Source organism: Stutzerimonas marianensis (assembly GCF_022810315.1).
In the GTDB taxonomy this organism is placed as follows: Bacteria; Pseudomonadota; Gammaproteobacteria; order Pseudomonadales; family Pseudomonadaceae; genus Stutzerimonas; species Stutzerimonas marianensis.
Map to the genome: position 1 here is coordinate 26,075 of NZ_JALGRD010000005.1, position 16,679 is coordinate 42,753.

Consider the following 16,679-nt stretch of genomic DNA (forward strand, 5'->3'; position numbering starts at 1 on the left):
GATGCGTATGCGTCGCCACCACTATCAGCAGGAAGAAGACACCGGCATTGATCTGACGCCGATGCTCGACGTGGTCTTCATCATGCTGATCTTCTTTATCGTCACCAGCTCCTTCATCAAGGAGTCGGGTGTCGAAGTCCAGCGCCCGCAGGCGGAAACCGCCAGTGCCCAGGACAAGGGCAACATCCTTATCGCGGTGACCGCGGACGGACAGGTCTGGATCGACAAGCAGGCCGTCGACGTACGCAGCGTCCGCGCCCATGTCGAGCGGCTGCGCGTCGATCAGCCGGAAGGCGCCGTGGTCGTGCAGGCCGATCAGGACGCCCGCACCGGTCTGGTCGTGCAGGTAATGGATCAGGCGCGCCAGGCCGGCGTGCAGGACGTGGCGCTCGCCGCCAGTTCGGGAGTGCAGTGATGGTGAGCGGACTGACCCGTGTCGGGCTGTCCTTCATCGGCGCCTGCGTGGTCGCGGTGCTGCTGTTCGTGCTCATGCTGAGCATGGTCAGTCCGCCGCGCAACGACGTCGTCGAGGATCCCATCGCGATTGCCAACTTCGTGCGCATGGACACGCGCAGCGAAAGCACGGCCACGCGCTCCCGGCAGCAGGCGCCTCAACCGCCTCAGCCGAAAACACCGCAACCGCCGACCCCGCCGACGCCCGACATGGCTACGCCGAATGCCAACCTGCCCAAGCTCGACTTGCCGGTACCGAACATCGATACCGGCATGGCGGTGGCGAGCGCCCCGGCTCCGAGCCTGTCCGGCCTCGCCGCCGCAGAGCCGGCTGCCGCGCCACCGGCTCCGGCTCCCGCGGCGGCCGAAGCCGGGCGTTCAGGCGGGCCGGAGCAGGAAGTGATGCCGTTGAACGATGTTCGCCCGGAATACCCCTACCGGGCGCGGCAGCGCGGCATCGAGGGCCACATCAAGCTGGCGTTCACCATCACGCCGGCCGGCAGGGTGGAAAACATCCGCGTCATGGAAGCTTCGCCGCCGAACGTATTCGATCGTGAGGCGCGCCGCGCCGCGGCGCGCTGGCGCTTCGCCCCGCGCACTGAAAATGGCGCAGCGGTATCGCGGGAAGCCGTCAAGACCCTTCACTTCCGACTGCAAGGAGAACGCTGATGCGACCTTTACTGCTGTTGGCTTTTTTATCGTTCATCGCCTCTGCGCAGGCGGCGCAGAGCATCGATCCGGCCGTATTCAAGGCACTCGAGCGCGCCCGGTCCGCCCAGGACAAGGGTGACCACAGCGTGGCGCGCCAGGCGCTGACCCAGGCCGAGGCGAAGGCCGGCAGCCTGGAGGAAGCCTTGTTGTGGCGCAGCCGTGCATACCTGGCCTGGGCCGAAGGCAACAACCGGCAGGCGCTGGAGCTGCTCGAAAAGGCGGTCGACAGTGGCAAGCTCGACGACACCATGCTGCCCAATGAACGTCTGAACCTCGCCAAACTGAACCTTGCCGAGCGCCGCTACACGAAGGTTGTCAGTCTGTTGGGTGCACAGCAAAAGCCCAGCGAAGAGGTTCTCCAAATGCTCGTTCAGGCCTATCAGGGGCTTGGGCAGCACGCGAAGGCACTGCCACTGGCGGAGCGCTACGTGCAGGCCAACCCCAACGCCAGCGACACCTGGTTGCAGTTTCTGGTGGGAGCGAATGCCGAGCTCAAGCGTTATGACGCCGCCGAGCGTTGGCAGCGTCGGCTGCTGACCCGAGCGCCCAACGATGCCAAGCGCTGGCGTCAGCTCGCCGGGCTGCAGCAGCTGGCGGGCGATGAAGACAAGGCGCTCGCCACCCTGCGCGCCGCCCACACCAAAGGGTTGAGCTTCAGCGAATCCGAACTGGATAACCTTGTCTTGCTCGCGGGAGCAGCAGGCCAGCCCTGGCAGGGCGCCAGACTCTTGCAAGGCATGCTCGAGGCCAAGCTCCTGCCGATCTCGGCGACGCGGCAGGAGCGGCTGGGGTTGCTCTGGTGGCAGGCGCGCGATCGTCAGGCGGCTTCACGGATTTACCGCGAGCTGGCTGCGCAATCAGGCTCGGCCAAGTTCTGGCTCAACGTCGCGCAGCTGGAGCTGGAGCAGTCGCGTTGGCAGGCCGGTCTCGATGCGTTACGCCAGGCCGAGCGCGCCGGGGCCGAGCGCCGCAAGGTACGCGCCTGGCGCGAGTGGGCTGAAGGTGAGCTGAACTTCGAGCGCGAGCGCCAGGTCGCCAGCGTTCGCTGAAGCAGGCAGGGTGCAATGCCTGGCGCGTGCTTCAAGCGCTGGGCATGCTCGCCATGGCTCCAGCTGTTTTCATGAAACGCGCTATTCCAGTTCGTACAGATAGATCTTCTGCGCGGCCATGCGATAACCGGCCTCGGCAAGCTCGCTGCTGGCGTGCTCGACCCTGAGGGGGCCTTCGATCCAGAAGGGTTGGTAGAGCGCATCCATTTTCACGCCCAGCTCGCTGGTGGCATGCACGATCTGGTTCGAAGGCGGCGGTGGCACATGAATGCAGGCGCCGAAGTAGGGCACCAGCAGGAACTCGGTGACGCGCCCATCCTCGGTCATGTCCAGCGGCACGATATACCCCGGCAGTTTCACCTGCTGACCGTCGAGCGCTTCGACCACCGGCTCGGCGGGTGACTGTTGGGCGGCAGCAGGCCCCGCTTCGGCCGCCAGTGCATCGGCCAGCTGAGACATGTCGTGCATGGCCACGGGTGGGGGCGGCGGCGGAGCATCGGCGGGTATCAGATCGGACCACTGCAGCTCGCGCACCTCGGCCGATGCGAAGGGTACGAGCAGGGCGAGCAGCGCAGCGGGGAGCAGGCGTGACATGGAGTACCTCATAGTCGGATCGACAGGCCGTCGGCCAGCGATTGGCGATACGCTCGCCAGGCAGGCACGGCACCCATCAGCAGGCCAGCCAGCAGGATAGCGCCCAGCAGCGACCATTCGTAGAGGCTTGGCCAGGCCAGTGGCAGATACAGGCCATAGTGGGCTTGCACCGGCCCTTGCGCCAGGACCAGGGACAGATACAGCAGCATCAGCCCCAGCAACGCCCCGGCCAGCGCCAGCGCGAAAGCTTCCAGAACGAGGAGGCTGGCGATATGCCAAGGCCTGGCGCCAACCGAGCGCAGGATAGCCATTTCGCGACGGCGCTCGTTGAGGCTGGTGAGGATGGCTGTGAGCATGCCGATCAGGCCCGTCAGCACGACGAACAGCGAGACCACGAACAGCGCCTTTTCCGCCGTTCCCATCAGGCTCCAGAGTTCCTGTAACGCCACGCCCGGAAGGATGGCCAGCAGTGGCTCGCCTCGATGGCCATTGATTTCGCGTTGCAGCGTGAAGGTGGCGATCTTGCTGTTCAATCCCAGCATGAAGGCGGTGATCTGCTTGGGCTGCAGGTCCATCTGACGGGCATGCTCGGCATCGATTCGTGCCGCCCCGCGAGCGGGCATGCCGTTCTGCCAGTCGATGTGCAGGGCCTCCATGCCGGCGAGGTTGATGTGCAGGGTCCGGTCCACCGGCGTGCCGGTACGTTTGAGGATGCCGACGACGCGGAAGGGCTTGTCATCATGCTGGACCAGGCTGACGGTGGCGACCCCGTGCGCCAGCACCAGCTCGTCGCCTAGCGCATAGCCAAGCGCTTCGGCGACTTCGGCGCCGAGCACCACGTCGAAGGGGTCAGCGCCGAAGACCTGGCCTTCGGCCAGTTCCAACGACTGTTTGCGGCCGTAGCGGTAATGTTCGAAATAGGCGCTGCTGGTCCCCATGACGCGATAGCCGCGGTGCGAATCGCCCAGTGAGATCGGAATCGCCCAGCTCACCCGCGGGTGATTGGCGAAGTGCTCGAAGCTGTCCCAACGGATGTTGTTGGTCGCGTTGCCAATGCGAAACACTGAATAAAGCAGCAGGTTGATCGAGCCGGAGCGTGCGCCGACGATGAGGTCGGTACCGCTGATGGTGCTGGCGAAGCTGGCGCGTGCCTCGGTCCGCACGCGCTCGACAGCGAGCAGTAAGCACACCGATAGGGCGATGGCGAACACCGTGAGCAGGGCGGTGAAGCGACGATTATTCAGACTCGCCAGGGCGATACGCAGCAGGGGCATGGTCAGATCTCCGCTGGCCGGGCGGCTCGGTTGAGTTCGGCAAGCGACAGGTGGCGGTCGAACAGCGGGGCCAGGCTCTGGTCGTGGCTGACGAACAGCAGGCTCGCCCCGGCCGCCCGGCATTCGTCGAACAGCAGCTGGATGAACGCCTTGCGGCTGTCCGTATCGAGTGCGGAGGTGGGTTCGTCGGCGATGACCAGCTCGGGCTGGCCGATCAGTGCGCGCGCGGCGGCCACCCGTTGCTGCTGGCCGATCGACAGCGAATCGGCGCGTCGCTCAAGCAGCTCCGCGGACAGCCCGAGGTGCATGAGCAGGTGCGCGGCGGCTTGTTCGACACTTCCATGGCGTGCCTTGGCCCGGTTGGAACGTAACGCAGAGAAGTGGCACGGCAGATGGACGTTTTCCGCCACTGACAGAAAAGGCAGCAGGTTGAATTGCTGGAAGATGTAGCCGGTGTGGTCGACCCGAAAGCGATCGCGGGCGCCGGCGGGCAGCGCGCCCAGATCCGTCCCGAGCAGCCGGACCTGCCCGCGCTTGGCCTTCTGCACACCGCCGATGAGCCCGAGCAGTGTGGTCTTGCCGCTACCCGAAGGGCCCTTGAGAAAGAGACTCTGATCGGCCTCCAGCCGGAAGCTGGGGATATCCAGCAGTTCCGGCTGGCCCGGCCAGGAAAAGCCGAGGTCCTGGAGTTCGAGAAGCGCAGGTGTCATCGAAAGCCATCTATCGTCAGGGGGCGCCAGTGTACTGCCTCGGCGTGTACCCGGGCAGCCGAGGGTTAGAAGGATGCGCGGGCATTACCCTTGTTCAATTGCACGCCGCGTTGGCCGTTGGGGCCGATCAGTTGCGCCTGTATTTTTTCGGTCCCTGGAAAGGTCTTGAACAGGCCGCTCAGGTCAAGAGCTTGCAATGCATCCGGGGCGGTGCAGTCGTAGCGGTAGGCTGCATGGATATCGCTGTGGTCGCCGTGCTCGGCGTCGTGATCGTGCGCAGTGTCTTGCTCGAAGAGCGGGCTTTCGAGATCCGTATCCGCCAGCGTGCAGCCAGCGCCAGCGGGCAATCCGAACAGCGCATCGGGCCGCTCGAGGTGGGCGCGAGCATCGGCGAGCTTGCGTCTGTCGGCATCGCTGCTCGGGGCATGCTCGAATCCGACCAGGTTCATCGCGGGCGTGCGCAGCTCGAGCTCGAGCGTCGACCCGTCCAGTGCCGCGTCCAGCTCGGCGACGCCGTGCTCGTGAGCACCCAGGCTACCGTGTTCATCGTGATGATCATGGTCGTGATCGTGGCTGTGTTCGGCCGCGAGGGTCAGGTTCGACAGAAGAACGAAGGGCAGGGCGATCAGAAACGGGCGCATGAGCGGGCTCCAGTGCAATGAGGGTTACGTTATAACAAATGCGGCGAGCGGCTGGCCAGCCCGTTGCAGGCGTGGGACGATGCGACGTGTTGCTTCTGGAGCGCGAAGATGATCCGTATACGCGGGCGAATTGGTGACTGGCCAGTAGATCTGGCCGTCGAGCTGGATGATCAGGACTGGGCACGGCTGGTCCGGCAATTACCCGCGGCTCCCCCGGTCGCGGCGACCCAGGCGGATGCCGACCCATTGTGGGCCGGGGCACAGCGGGTGCTGCGCGAGGCGGGGCAGATGGACGGGCCGCAATTGCTGGCCGAGCTCCAGGCTCTGGGCGGTAGCGCGCAGGTCGGCAAGCGGTTGCTGGTCCGCTTGCGACATGCCGCGCAGGTGAAGGTGCACAGCCACGGCGATGCGCCTATTTATCAATGGGTGGACGAGACGAGTCAGGCGGATTAGAGCCGGCTGGCCTGGAAGGTGTCACAGCGGCCGGGCTCACCGCTGTCGAACCCGGTGCGAAACCAGCGGACCCGTTGCGCCGAGGTGCCATGGGTAAAGGCGTCCGGAACGACGCGGCCCTGGGTCTGGCGCTGCAGGTTGTCATCGCCGATGGCATTGGCTGCGTTCAGCGCCTCCTCCAGGTCTCCTTCCTCGAGCCAGTCGTGGCGCTGCTGAGCATGGTGTGCCCAGACGCCCGCCAGACAGTCCGCTTGCAATTCCTGGCGAACCAGCAGGCCGTTGTCGCCCTCCATCTGCTCGCCACGCTGACGCGCCGCCTGCATCTGCTGCGAGACGCCCAGCAGCGTTTGCACATGATGGCCGACCTCATGGGCGATGACATAGGCCTGGGCAAAATCGCCGGAGGCCTGGAAGCGCGCGCTCATCTCATCGAAGAACTGCAGATCCAGATATACCCGCTGATCGCCCGGGCAATAGAACGGCCCCACCGCGGCATTGGCGAAACCGCAGGCGGAATTCACGCCGCCACGAAACAGCACGAGCGTGGGATCGCGATACCGCTCGCCGCCTTGCTCGAACAGGGCCCGCCAGGTGTCTTCGGTGTCTCCGAGAATGGCCTGGACGAAGTCGACCTGCGGGTCGTCGCCGCGCCTCGGGGTATCGCTCTGTTGCGTGGTTGGGGCACTGCTCTGGCTGGCCAGTTGCCCGAGGATCTGCAGCGGATCCTCCCCGGAGAGCAGCCCGATCACCACCACGATCGCCACGCCCGCCAGGCTCAGCTTGCCTCCTCCGATCCCTCCGCGACCCCTGGCGTCCACCACGTTGTCGCTGCGACGAGCCCTTTTCCAGCGCATGTTTCAGCCCTTCTGCCTGAACGATCCTTTGCTCAGACCCGCCTGGCAGCCGGCAAATTCAGCGCCGACGGTTTTTTCCTGGAGCCCCTGACGTCAGTCGGCCGGGTAATCCGCCAGCACCTGCTCGCCACCATCCTTGTCCAGGCCGATGACTTGGTAAGCGTCCTGCCGATCGCCCATCTCCATGCCCGGCGAACCCACGGGCATGCCGGGCACCGCGGCGCCAATGAGGTCCGGTTGGGCGCGAAGCCTGAGGATATCCGCGGCGGGTACATGTCCCTCGACGAACTTGCCGTCGATGACACCCGTGTGGCACGAGCCCAGTCGGTGGGGGACACCAAGGCGCTGCTTGACCGAGGCCATGTCGGATTCGACATGATCGGTGACAACGAAGCCGTTGGCTTCCAGATGCTTGATCCACGAGGTGCAACAGCCACAATTCGCGTCGCGGTGCACGTCGATGGCGATGGGCTCGGCGGCCTGGGCCAGGCTGGCGAAGAGAGTGGTGACGAGTAACAGACGGCGCATGCTGGGTCCTCCAACGGATGCCGTGAAGCTTAACGCCGGGCCGCTGCATCCCCAAGCGTGCGGTGCCGGGCAGGGCCGAGGGCTGACGGGCGGTGTGCGAACCAACGGGCTGCGCGTCGGTCCGATGACGGTCGTGCTGCGCAGCCGTCATCAGGAGTGTTTTCGATGCGATTCGCCCGTTTCGTTCTGATCGCCCAGGCGCTACTCATGCTGGGTTTCAGCATCGCCTATTGGCTGCGGCCATACGAAATGGCCAATCTGAACGGCATGCTGCTGATGGAAAACGCCTCGGTCAGCCATATGCGCGTCTACTACGGCGGCTTGCAGCTGGGCCTTGGGCTGTTCTTGCTGTGGGCCCTGCGCGTCCCGGAGTATGCCCGCGCAGCACTGGTCATGCTGGTGATCATCATGCTTGCCCTGGTCGGTGGACGGCTCGGCTCGCTGTGGCTCGACGGCGGCGAACTGATCGGTTTCGACCTGGGCTCGCTTGTCTATCGCCTGGTCGCGGCCGCGCTTGCCGGCATCGCCTTGCTTAGGTTGCGTCCGAACACCGAAGCCGAGCCTGAACCCGAGCGCATCGAGCCGGCGACGCGGCGTTTGGCCACCGAGCCACCAAAGCCATTTCAGGTCGGTGAGCTGCCGCCGTCGCTTGATTCCGGCGTGACAGCCGAGCGCACGCCGCAGCCCTTTCGCCGGGGCGACGCGAACCCTTAGTCGCCTTCGGCCAACTGCTCTTCAGGCAGGCGATTCGCGAATTGGGCGAGCTGCAGCTGTGGCGCCTGGCGATCCAGCCGGGCAAGCCGCTGGCCTCCGGCGAGGCGGGTGACAAGCCCTGGATTGGGCTGCCTGGCAACCCGGCAGCCGCGCTGGTCGTCGCGCGCCCCTTCCTGCTGCGTGCCCAGGGGGCGTCGTGAGGTCTTGCCGACGCCTATCCCGCTGCCGGCGGTGTTCGCCTGGCGCAAGACCAATGGCCGACCCCAGTACCTGCGCACGCGCCTGGAGCAGCGGACGGGCGAGCTGCGTGTCTGCCTGCACCCGGGGCAGTGTTCGCCATGTTGGCCTCGGCGTGCTGGGCTGAGGGTCTGGCACTCGTCGAACGCAATCGCACCTTGGATGAGGGCGAAACGGTAGGCTACCTGCCGTTCAACGAGCTGCTGGCTTGAGCGATCGACCAGGTGCGTCTCAGCGGCGAACCAGCATCACCCCTGCTTCCATGTGGCGTGTGTAGGGGAACTGGTCGAACAGCGCGCAGCGCTCGATGCGATGGGTGTCGGCGAGCTGGGCGATGTTCTGCGCCAGGGTCTGCGGATTGCAGGAGATGTAGAGGATGCGCTCGAAGCGACGGGTCAGTTCGCAGGTGTCCGGGTCCATGCCAGCGCGCGGCGGGTCGACGAAGACGCTGCCGAAGTCGTAGCGCTTCAGGTCGATGTGGGCCAGGCGACGGAACGGGCGCACCTCGTTCAGCGCCTGGGTCAGTTCTTCGGCGGAGAGGCGCACCAGCTCGATGTTGTCGATGCCGTTGTCTTCGATGTTGGCCAGCGCGGCGTTGACCGAGGCCTTGCTGATCTCGGTGGCCAGCACGCGGCGCACGCGGGTGGCCAGCGGCAGGGTGAAGTTGCCGTTGCCGCAGTAGAGTTCGAGCAGGTCGTCGTCGCGCTCGCCGAGCGCCTCGAAGGCCCAGTTCAGCATCTTCTGGCAGACCTCGCCGTTGGGCTGGGTGAAGGCGCCCTCCGGTTGGCGATAGCGGAATGTCCGTCCGGCGACGACCAGCGCTTCTTCAACGTAATCGCGACCGATGACGATGCGCTTGCCTTTGGAACGGCCGACCAGGCTGACGCCGAGGTCTGCGGCGAGCTGCTCGGCTTCGGCCTGCCAGGCCTCGTCCAGCGGACGATGGTAGGCGAGGGTGATCAGCGCATCGCCAGCCAGGGTGGTGAGAAATTCCACCTGGAACAGCTTGAAGCTGAGCACTTCCGACGCCTGCCAGGCGGCCTTCAGTTGCGGCATCAGCTCGTTGATGCGGCGGCTGGCGATGGGGAACTCGTCGATCAGGATCGCCTTGTGCTTGTCGCCCTGCTCGAACATCGCGTAGTGGCGCTGGCCATCCTCGCGCCACAGGCGAAACTCGGTGCGGAGGCGGTAATGTTCGCGGGGCGAGTCGAAGACCTCCGCTGCCGGAGCATCGAACGGTGCCAGCAGCTCCTCCAGCCGGGCGGCTTTCTCGGCGAGTTGGGCGGCGTAGGTGGTGGGATCGAATTGCGGAGCGCTCATGAAGACTCTTGGAAAGGTAGGTAAATCGTAGGGGGATCGGGGCGCGCAGCTGGCGCTTCATCCATCCACCGTCGCCGTGTGAAAGGTGGATGAAAAAGCGCCATCCACCTTTACGAAAATCTCAGCCGGTAAACCAGCCCAGCTTGACCACGAACAGCGCTGAGAGCACCCACATTGCCGGGCTGAGCTCGCGCCAGCGGCCGGCCAGCAGTTTGATGGCGGTCCAGGCGATGAAGCCGAAGGCGATGCCGTTGGCAATGGAGAAGGTCAGCGGCATGGCCAGTGCGGCGATGGCCACCGGCGCGGCGACGGTGAGGTCATCCCAGTCGATGCCGGCCAGGCTGCTCATCATCAGCACCGCGACGAATAGCAGCGCCGGTGCCGTGGCATAGGCCGGCACGGCGCCGGCCAGCGGGGCGAAGAACAGGCTCAGCAGGAACAGCAGCGCGACCACGCAAGCGGTCAGGCCGGTGCGGCCACCGGCGCTGATGCCCGCCGCCGATTCGATGTAGCTGGTGGTGGTCGAAGTACCCAGCGCAGCGCCGGCCATGGTGGCCGTGCTGTCGGCGAGCAGGGCGCGGCCCAGGCGCGGCATCTTGCCGTCCTTGTCCAGCAGGTCGGCCTTCTGGGCGACGCCGATTAGGGTGCCGGAGGTATCGAACAGGTCGACGAAAAGAAAGGCGAAGATCACGCTGATCAGGCCGATGTCCAGGGCGCCGGCGATATCCAGCTGCAGCAGGGTCGGCATCAGCGACGGTGGCATCGAGACGACTGCGCCCAGTTCCGAAAGCCCCAGCAGGATCGACAAGCCGGTGACCAACAGGATGCCGATCATCACTGCGCCGGTGACCTTGCGATAAGCCAGCGCGGCGATGACGAAGAAGCCCAGGCAGGCCAGCAGCGGGCCGCCGGTGGTCAGGTCGCCGAGCCCGACCAGCGTCGCCGGGTTGTCGACGACGATGCCGGCATTTTTCAGCGCGATGATCGCCAGGAACAAACCAATCCCCGCGGCAATACCCGAGCGCAGGGCCAGCGGAATGCTGTGGATGATCCATTCGCGGATCTTGAAGATCGACAACAGGAAGAAGATCGCGCCCGAGAGGAACACCGCACCCAGCGCCGTCTGCCAGGTGTAGCCCATGGTCAGCACCACGGTGTAGGTGAAGAAGGCGTTCAGCCCCATGCCCGGCGCCAGCGCGATGGGGTAGTTGGCGACCAGGCCCATGACGGCCGAGCCAATGGCGGCGGCCAGGCACGTTGCGACGAACACCGCGCCGTGATCCATGCCCGTCTCGGCAAGAATGCTCGGGTTGACGAAGAGGATGTAGGCCATCGTCAGAAAGGTGGTGAGACCGGCGAGGATCTCGGTGCGCAGCGTGGTGTGGTGCGCCTTGAGTTGGAACAGCTTCTCCAGCATGGTCAATCCTCTCGTGTGCCGGTCGTTGGCGGTGCGGTGTTGCTGCCTCTGGCTCGCTACAGCAAAGCCCATGAGGGCGTCGACCGCAAAAGCCGCGCATGTTACACCGGGCTCGCCTCGGGTTGAATTTCCATGGTGCTGACCGGCCGGTTCCGTCGCGCCTGCGCCGGGGGGCAGGCGACGCCGCGCGAACTAACCCGCTCCGGCGCCAGTCATTGAATGCATGCCGGTGCATCCGGTGCCTGTTGCGATTTCACGAGGAAGAGGATGGACAGTGTCGATCTGGGCGTGTTGCGTCGCGCTCGCGACTGGCTGCGTGACGGCCATCGCGTGGTGCTCTACACGGTGCTGGAAACCTGGGGCAGCGCACCGCGGCCGGTGGGGGCGCTGCTGGCGCTGCGCGATGACGGCCGGGTCGAGGGCTCGGTCTCCGGCGGCTGCGTCGAGGACGATCTCCTGGCACGGCGCAAGGCCATGACCGCGCGCGGCGACGGCTGCCAGCTGATCACCTATGGCGTCAGCAAGGAGGAGTCGGCGCGCTTCGGCCTGCCCTGTGGCGGAACCCTGCGCCTGCTCGAGGAACCGCTCGTCGACGCGCAGTGGCTGAATGAATTGCTGCAACGCTGCGCCGCGCACGAGCGGCTGGTGCGTTGCCTGGACCTGGCGACCGGCCGCGTGCACCTGAAGCCGGCCGGGCGGGACGCGAAGTTGCGCTTCGATGGCGCGACCCTGAGCGCACCTTTCGGCCCGACCTGGCGGCTGCTGATGATCGGCGCCGGCCAATTGTCTCGCTACGCGGCGGAACTGGCCGTGGGCCTGGGCTTCGAGGTGTTGATCTGCGACCCGCGCGAAGGCTACGACCACGATTGGAGCGACACGCCGGTACGCTTCGTCTCCGGCATGCCGGACGATGCCGTGCTCGCCATCGAGCCGGACGCGCACACCGCGATCGTCGCCCTGACCCACGATCCACGGCTGGACGACATGGCGCTGCTCACCGCGCTGCAGTCCGAGGCTTTTTATGTCGGCGCGCTGGGCTCGCGGGTCAACAGCGAGAAGCGCAAGGCGCGCCTGCTCAGCCTGGGGCTGGGGGAACGCGAGGTCGGGCGCCTGCACGGCCCGATCGGGTTGCCTATCGGCAGCCGCACGCCGGCGGAGATCGCCCTGTCGCTGATGGCCCAGGTGGTGGCGATCAAGAATGGCGCACGGCTGGCGCCAGTCGCCGAGGCACGGCGCTGTGCCTGACGCGCTCTGCACGCTGGTCCTCGCGGCGGGGCAGGGCAGCCGCTACCGCGAGCGCAGCGACGAGGACAAGCTGCTGGCCGGTCATACGCCAGCGCCCGATGCCATGCCGATCCTGGCGATGACGCTCGGTGCCCTGGCCGGCATCGGCGACCGCATGCTCGTCGTGACCCGCGAAGACAACCACCCCTTGCGCGCCTGGCTCGAACGTGAGGCTCCCGCCTATGGTGCCCAGGTGCTGGCGATTCGCAGCAATGGGCTGGGCCACAGCCTGGGCCAGGCGGTGTCGAGCTGCGCCACGCGCCGCGGCTGGCTGGTTGCGCTGGCCGACATGCCCTACGTGCGGCGCGACACCCTCGAACGCCTGGCCGCCGCCATCCAGCCGCAGCGCCTCGTCGTACCGGTCCATCAGGGGCAACGCGGTCATCCGCGAGGCATCGGCGCCGATTTCGGCGCGCTGCTGCGCGTGCTGTCCGGCGAGCGGGGCGCGCAGGCGCTGTTCGACAGCCCCTCGGTGATCGAGATCGAGGTGGACGATCCGGGTGTCCTGCAGGACGTCGACCGGCCCGAGGACCGGCGGCCGGGCTGAACGATTTTTCTGCGAGGTCAGTCGTACTCCTAGGCGCACGGAACGCGTATCGAATGCCTAAGCTTTCCGGCGAACCTGCCCAGAACAGGCAACCGAAAGCATCAACCGTGAGGCTGTCCATGAGCGAAACCACTACCTCGGCAGGTGGGATTTCCGCCTGCTCCATCACGCTTCAACTGAACGGCGAGCGCCGTGAACTTGAGGTCCAGCCCTGGACCACGCTGCTCGATCTGCTGCGTGAGCAGCTCCACCTGACCGGCACCAAGAAGGGCTGCGATCATGGCCAGTGCGGCGCCTGTACGGTGCTGCTCAATGGCAAGCGGATCAACAGCTGCTTGACCCTTGCGGTCATGCACGACGGTGCCGAGTTGACCACCATCGAAGGCCTGGCGCAGGGCGAGGCGCTGCATCCGATGCAGGCGGCCTTCGTCAAGCACGACGCCTTCCAGTGCGGTTATTGCACTCCCGGGCAGATCTGCTCGGCGGTGGGGATGATCGCCGAAGGGCGCGCACAGACACGGGACGACCTGCGCGAGCAGATGAGCGGCAACCTCTGCCGCTGTGGCGCCTACCCGAACATTGTCGCCGCCATCGAGGATGCGGCGGCACCGACCCGCGAGCGCCTCGGCGGCGCGCAGGAGGTGACGCCATGAACCCCTTCAGCTATGCGCGACCCAGCAGTGTCGATGAGGCCATCGGTCAGTTCCGTCCCGACAGCCGTTACATTGCCGGCGGCACCAACCTGCTCGACCTGATGAAGGAAAACGTCACCCGTCCGACCCAGCTCATCGACATTACCCGGCTGCCGTTGGCCGATGTCGAGGAAACGGCCGACGGCGGCTTGCGCATCGGCGCGCTGGTCAGCAATGCCGACCTGGCCTGGCATCCCCTGGTGGAGGCGCGTTATCCGCTGCTGTCCCAGGCCATCCTCGCGGGCGCCTCGCCGCAGCTGCGCAACATGGCGACCACGGGCGGCAACCTGTTGCAGCGCACCCGTTGCTACTACTTCTATGACGCCACGACCCCCTGCAACAAGCGCGAGCCGGGGTCTGGCTGCTCGGCGCGTGACGGGCTCAATCGCATCCACGCGATTCTCGGTCACAGCGAGGCCTGCATCGCCGTGCACCCGTCCGACATGTGCGTCGCGCTGGCCGCACTGGAGGCGGTGGTGCATGTGCGGGGCCCGCAGGGCGAGCGGCGTATTGCCTTCGCCGATTTCCACCGTCTGCCCGGTGACGCGCCAGAGCGCGACAACTGCCTCGTCGACGGAGAGCTGATCACCGCGATCGAACTGCCACCGCAGGGCTTCGCCGCGCACAGCAGCTACCTCAAGGTGCGCGACCGTGCGTCCTACGCCTTCGCGCTGGTCTCGGTGGCGGTTGCGCTGGAGATCGACGGCGGTGTGACTCGCAGCGCCCGCCTGGCGATGGGGGGCGTGGCACACAAGCCCTGGCGCAAGGCCGAAGCGGAGGCGGCGCTGGTCGGAAAGCCGGCTGACGAAACCGCCTTCACAGCCGCGGCGGACATCCTGCTCGAAGGTGCCAGCGGCTTCGAACACAACGCCTTCAAGATCGAACTGGGCCGTCGTGCCATCGTTCGCGCCCTGACCGACGCTGCCAAAGGAGCCGCCCGATGAAACCCGTCTCTTCCCCGTTCGGCCAGCCGCTTGATCGCGTCGATGGCCCGCTCAAGGTTACTGGCCGGGCGCAATACGCCGCCGAATTCGAGGCCGCGGGTCTGCTCTATGGCAGTGTGGTCAACAGCAGCATCGCGCGAGGACGAATCGTCAGCATCGACACGCGCGCCGCCGAAGCAGTGCCGGGTGTGGCGCTGGTATTGACCCACCAGAACCGTCCGCCGATCGCCAGCTATGACGAACCCTACGAGGACGACGATGCCGCCGACGGCTCGCCGTTCCGCCCGCTGTTCGACGATCGCATCCTCTACAGCGGCCAGCCCATCGCGCTGGTCGTGGCCGACAACCTCGAGCTGGCCCGCCATGCCGGCAGCCTGCTGCGGGTCGAGTACGAGCGCGAACCGCATCGCACCGATCTGCTCAGCGAGCTGGAAAGCATGCACAAGGCGCCAGCCGACCTGCCGCCGCCGCGTGGCGACGCGGACAGCGCCCTGGCCCGCTCGCCGGTGCGGGTGGATGTGCAGTACACCACGCCAGTCGAGCACCACAACCCGATGGAGCCGCATGCCTCGACGGTGCATTACCAGCCCGATGGCAGCCTGGAGATTCACGACAAGACCCAGGGTGTGCAGAACTGCATGCGTTACCTGGAAAAAGTATTCGGCATGAAGGGGCGCATCCGGGTCCTTTCGCCTTACGTGGGTGGCGCCTTCGGCTCCGGTCTGCGCCCGCAGTATCAGCTGCCTCTGGCCGTGATGGCGGCGCTCAAGCTCAAGCGCTCGGTGCGGGTCACGCTCAAGCGCCAGCAGATGTTCACCTTCGGTTATCGGCCGCGGACGGTGCAGCGGTTGTCCCTCGGTGCCGATGCCAACGGCCAGTTGCAGGCGATCACGCATCAGGCGATCGGCCAGACGTCTTGCTTCGAGGATTTCACCGAGCACGAGGTGGAATGGTCGGGAATGCTCTACCAATGCCCCAACGTGATGCTGGACTACCAACTGGTGCCGCTGGACGTTTACACCCCGCTGGACATGCGCGCACCGGGCGCCACCATCGGCGTCTTTGCGCTGGAATGTGCCATGGACGAGCTGGCCTACGCGGCCGGGGTCGACCCGCTGGCGCTGCGTCTGACCAACTACGCCGAGCGCAACGGGAACGAGGACAAGCCGTATTCCAGCAAGGAACTGCGCCAGTGCTACGAGCAGGGCGCCGAGCGTTTCGGCTGGTCACGTCGTTCGATGGAACCGCGGTCCATGCGCGACGGCCAACAGTTGATCGGCTGGGGCCTGGCCACTGGGGTCTGGGAGGCGATGCAGATGCCCGCCAGTGCCAAAGCCTGTCTCGGACCTGACGGGCGTCTCGTCGTCAGCAGCGCCACGGCGGATATCGGTACCGGGACCTACACCGTGATGACCCAGATCGCTGCTGCGGCAATGGGCCTGCCGATGGACCGCGTCGAGTTCCGTCTCGGCGACTCGAGCCTGTCTCAGGCGCCGCTTGAAGGGGGCTCTTTCACGGTTTCCTCTGTGGGCAGCGCCGTGCAACAGGCTTGTGAAGCGCTGCGCCAGAAGTTCCTCGATGCTGCCCAGCAATCGCCTGTCTCGCCCTTCACCGGCGCCAAGCTCGAGGAGGTGGAGTTCATGTACGGGCGCATGCGTCTCAAGGCGAACCCTGAGCATGACGTCGCGCTCGAGCAAATCGTCGCGGTGAGTGGCGCGCTCGAGGCCGAGGTCAGCGTCGAGCCTGGCGAGAAGCGCAACGAATACGCCACGGCCACGCATTCGGCGGTCTTCGTTGAAGTCCGCGTCGACGAGGCGCTGGGTACGGTCAGGGTCAGTCGGGTCGTCAGCGCGGTCGCCGCCGGGCGGGTGGTCAATCCCAAGACCGCGGGCAACCAGATCGCCGGCGGGGTGGTCTGGGGGATCGGCCAGGCGCTGCACGAGGAAACCATGATCGACCACAAGCTGGGCCGCTACATGAACCACAACCTGTCGGAGTACCACGTGCCGGTCAACGCCGACATCGGCGAAATCGACGCCTTCTTCGTCGAGGAGAACGACGAAATCGTCAACGCGCTCGGCTCCAAGGGCGTCGGTGAGATCGGCATCGTGGGCGTGGGCGCGGCGGTGGCCAACGCCATTTTCCACGCGACAGGGAAGCGCGTGCGGGACCTGCCGATCACGATGGACAAGCTGCTCTGAGGGCAGGTGGAAGCCTGACGCTGGAGGCGTGAAGTCAGGCTTTCGCTTCTAGCTTC

General features: G+C 66.1%; 18 protein-coding genes and 1 pseudogene. 11 read left to right on the forward strand and 8 right to left on the reverse strand.

Annotated features, from left to right (window positions below):
• Position 1 precedes the first annotated feature (1 nt).
• The 3 genes from MST27_RS09820 to MST27_RS09830 are packed head-to-tail and all read left to right on the forward strand — an operon-like array spanning position 2 to position 2,213.
• The gene (locus MST27_RS09820; protein ID WP_243605785.1) at positions 2-415 is read left to right on the forward strand and encodes an ExbD/TolR family protein; all 414 of its coding nucleotides are present in this window, start codon (positions 2-4) and stop codon (positions 413-415) included.
• Positions 415-1,122, forward strand: a complete 708-nt coding sequence (locus tag MST27_RS09825; RefSeq protein WP_243605786.1) for an energy transducer TonB — start codon at positions 415-417, stop codon at positions 1,120-1,122. The genes MST27_RS09820 and MST27_RS09825 overlap by 1 nt, the downstream gene beginning before the upstream one ends.
• A complete protein-coding gene (locus tag MST27_RS09830; protein WP_243605787.1) occupies positions 1,122-2,213 on the forward strand; it encodes a tetratricopeptide repeat protein in 1,092 nt (363 codons plus the stop codon). The genes MST27_RS09825 and MST27_RS09830 overlap by 1 nt, the downstream gene beginning before the upstream one ends.
• A gap of 81 nt (positions 2,214-2,294) precedes the next feature.
• Here the strand turns inward: MST27_RS09830 and MST27_RS09835 are convergent, their stop codons facing one another.
• The 4 genes from MST27_RS09835 to MST27_RS09850 form a co-directional block, all read right to left on the reverse strand.
• Complete coding sequence (locus tag MST27_RS09835; RefSeq protein WP_243605788.1) at positions 2,295-2,807, reverse strand: DUF3299 domain-containing protein; 513 nt, start codon at positions 2,805-2,807, stop codon at positions 2,295-2,297.
• 8 nt (positions 2,808-2,815) lie between these two features.
• Positions 2,816-4,081: an ABC transporter permease gene (locus tag MST27_RS09840; protein WP_243605789.1), complete on the reverse strand. Its 1,266-nt coding sequence runs from the start codon at positions 4,079-4,081 to the stop codon at positions 2,816-2,818.
• A 2-nt stretch (positions 4,082-4,083) separates the two neighbouring features.
• On the reverse strand, positions 4,084-4,791 hold the full coding sequence (locus MST27_RS09845; protein WP_243605790.1) for an ABC transporter ATP-binding protein: 708 nt from the start codon (positions 4,789-4,791) through the stop codon (positions 4,084-4,086).
• 65 nt (positions 4,792-4,856) lie between these two features.
• Positions 4,857-5,432: a DUF2796 domain-containing protein gene (locus MST27_RS09850; RefSeq protein WP_243605791.1), complete on the reverse strand. Its 576-nt coding sequence runs from the start codon at positions 5,430-5,432 to the stop codon at positions 4,857-4,859.
• Positions 5,433-5,540: 108 nt separating this feature from the next.
• Here MST27_RS09850 and MST27_RS09855 point away from each other — a divergent pair, with 108 nt between their 5' ends.
• Positions 5,541-5,885 carry a hypothetical protein gene (locus tag MST27_RS09855; protein WP_243605792.1) on the forward strand — a complete coding sequence of 115 codons (345 nt, stop codon included), beginning with the start codon at positions 5,541-5,543 and terminating at the stop codon, positions 5,883-5,885.
• On the opposite strand, the gene ypfJ is transcribed toward MST27_RS09855, so the two are convergent.
• Together ypfJ and MST27_RS09865 are read right to left on the reverse strand one after the other, a co-directional pair.
• The gene (gene ypfJ / locus MST27_RS09860; RefSeq protein ID WP_243605793.1) at positions 5,882-6,739 is read right to left on the reverse strand and encodes a KPN_02809 family neutral zinc metallopeptidase; all 858 of its coding nucleotides are present in this window, start codon (positions 6,737-6,739) and stop codon (positions 5,882-5,884) included. The genes MST27_RS09855 and ypfJ overlap by 4 nt on opposite strands.
• 93 nt (positions 6,740-6,832) lie before the next feature.
• The gene (locus MST27_RS09865; RefSeq protein WP_243605794.1) at positions 6,833-7,267 is read right to left on the reverse strand and encodes a DUF411 domain-containing protein; all 435 of its coding nucleotides are present in this window, start codon (positions 7,265-7,267) and stop codon (positions 6,833-6,835) included.
• 165 nt (positions 7,268-7,432) lie between these two features.
• Here MST27_RS09865 and MST27_RS09870 point away from each other — a divergent pair, with 165 nt between their 5' ends.
• Positions 7,433-7,981: a DUF4345 family protein gene (locus MST27_RS09870; protein ID WP_243605795.1), complete on the forward strand. Its 549-nt coding sequence runs from the start codon at positions 7,433-7,435 to the stop codon at positions 7,979-7,981.
• A 23-nt stretch (positions 7,982-8,004) separates the two neighbouring features.
• Positions 8,005-8,430, forward strand: a pseudogene (locus MST27_RS09875) (molybdopterin molybdenumtransferase MoeA); the annotation flags it as partial.
• Positions 8,431-8,449: 19 nt separating this feature from the next.
• Here MST27_RS09875 and trmA read toward each other — a convergent pair.
• Positions 8,450-9,538 carry a tRNA (uridine(54)-C5)-methyltransferase TrmA gene (gene trmA / locus MST27_RS09880; RefSeq protein WP_243605796.1) on the reverse strand — a complete coding sequence of 363 codons (1,089 nt, stop codon included), beginning with the start codon at positions 9,536-9,538 and terminating at the stop codon, positions 8,450-8,452.
• Positions 9,539-9,659: 121 nt separating this feature from the next.
• On the reverse strand, positions 9,660-10,955 hold the full coding sequence (locus MST27_RS09885) for an NCS2 family permease (RefSeq protein ID WP_243605797.1): 1,296 nt from the start codon (positions 10,953-10,955) through the stop codon (positions 9,660-9,662).
• Positions 10,956-11,222: 267 nt separating this feature from the next.
• Between MST27_RS09885 and MST27_RS09890 the strand changes: the two genes are divergently transcribed.
• From MST27_RS09890 to MST27_RS09910, 5 genes are all read left to right on the forward strand, one after another.
• Positions 11,223-12,200: an XdhC family protein gene (locus tag MST27_RS09890; protein ID WP_243605798.1), complete on the forward strand. Its 978-nt coding sequence runs from the start codon at positions 11,223-11,225 to the stop codon at positions 12,198-12,200.
• Positions 12,193-12,786, forward strand: coding sequence for a nucleotidyltransferase family protein (locus MST27_RS09895; RefSeq protein WP_243605799.1), 594 nt, complete (start codon positions 12,193-12,195; stop codon positions 12,784-12,786). Before MST27_RS09890 ends, MST27_RS09895 begins: the two co-directional genes overlap by 8 nt.
• A 119-nt stretch (positions 12,787-12,905) precedes the next feature.
• Positions 12,906-13,439 (forward strand): (2Fe-2S)-binding protein, encoded by a 534-nt coding sequence (locus MST27_RS09900; RefSeq protein WP_243605800.1) that lies wholly within the window; start codon positions 12,906-12,908, stop codon positions 13,437-13,439.
• A complete protein-coding gene (locus MST27_RS09905) occupies positions 13,436-14,422 on the forward strand; it encodes an FAD binding domain-containing protein (RefSeq protein ID WP_243605801.1) in 987 nt (328 codons plus the stop codon). Before MST27_RS09900 ends, MST27_RS09905 begins: the two co-directional genes overlap by 4 nt.
• Positions 14,419-16,623, forward strand: a complete 2,205-nt coding sequence (locus MST27_RS09910) for a xanthine dehydrogenase family protein molybdopterin-binding subunit (protein ID WP_243605802.1) — start codon at positions 14,419-14,421, stop codon at positions 16,621-16,623. The genes MST27_RS09905 and MST27_RS09910 overlap by 4 nt, the downstream gene beginning before the upstream one ends.
• Positions 16,624-16,679 lie beyond the last annotated feature (56 nt).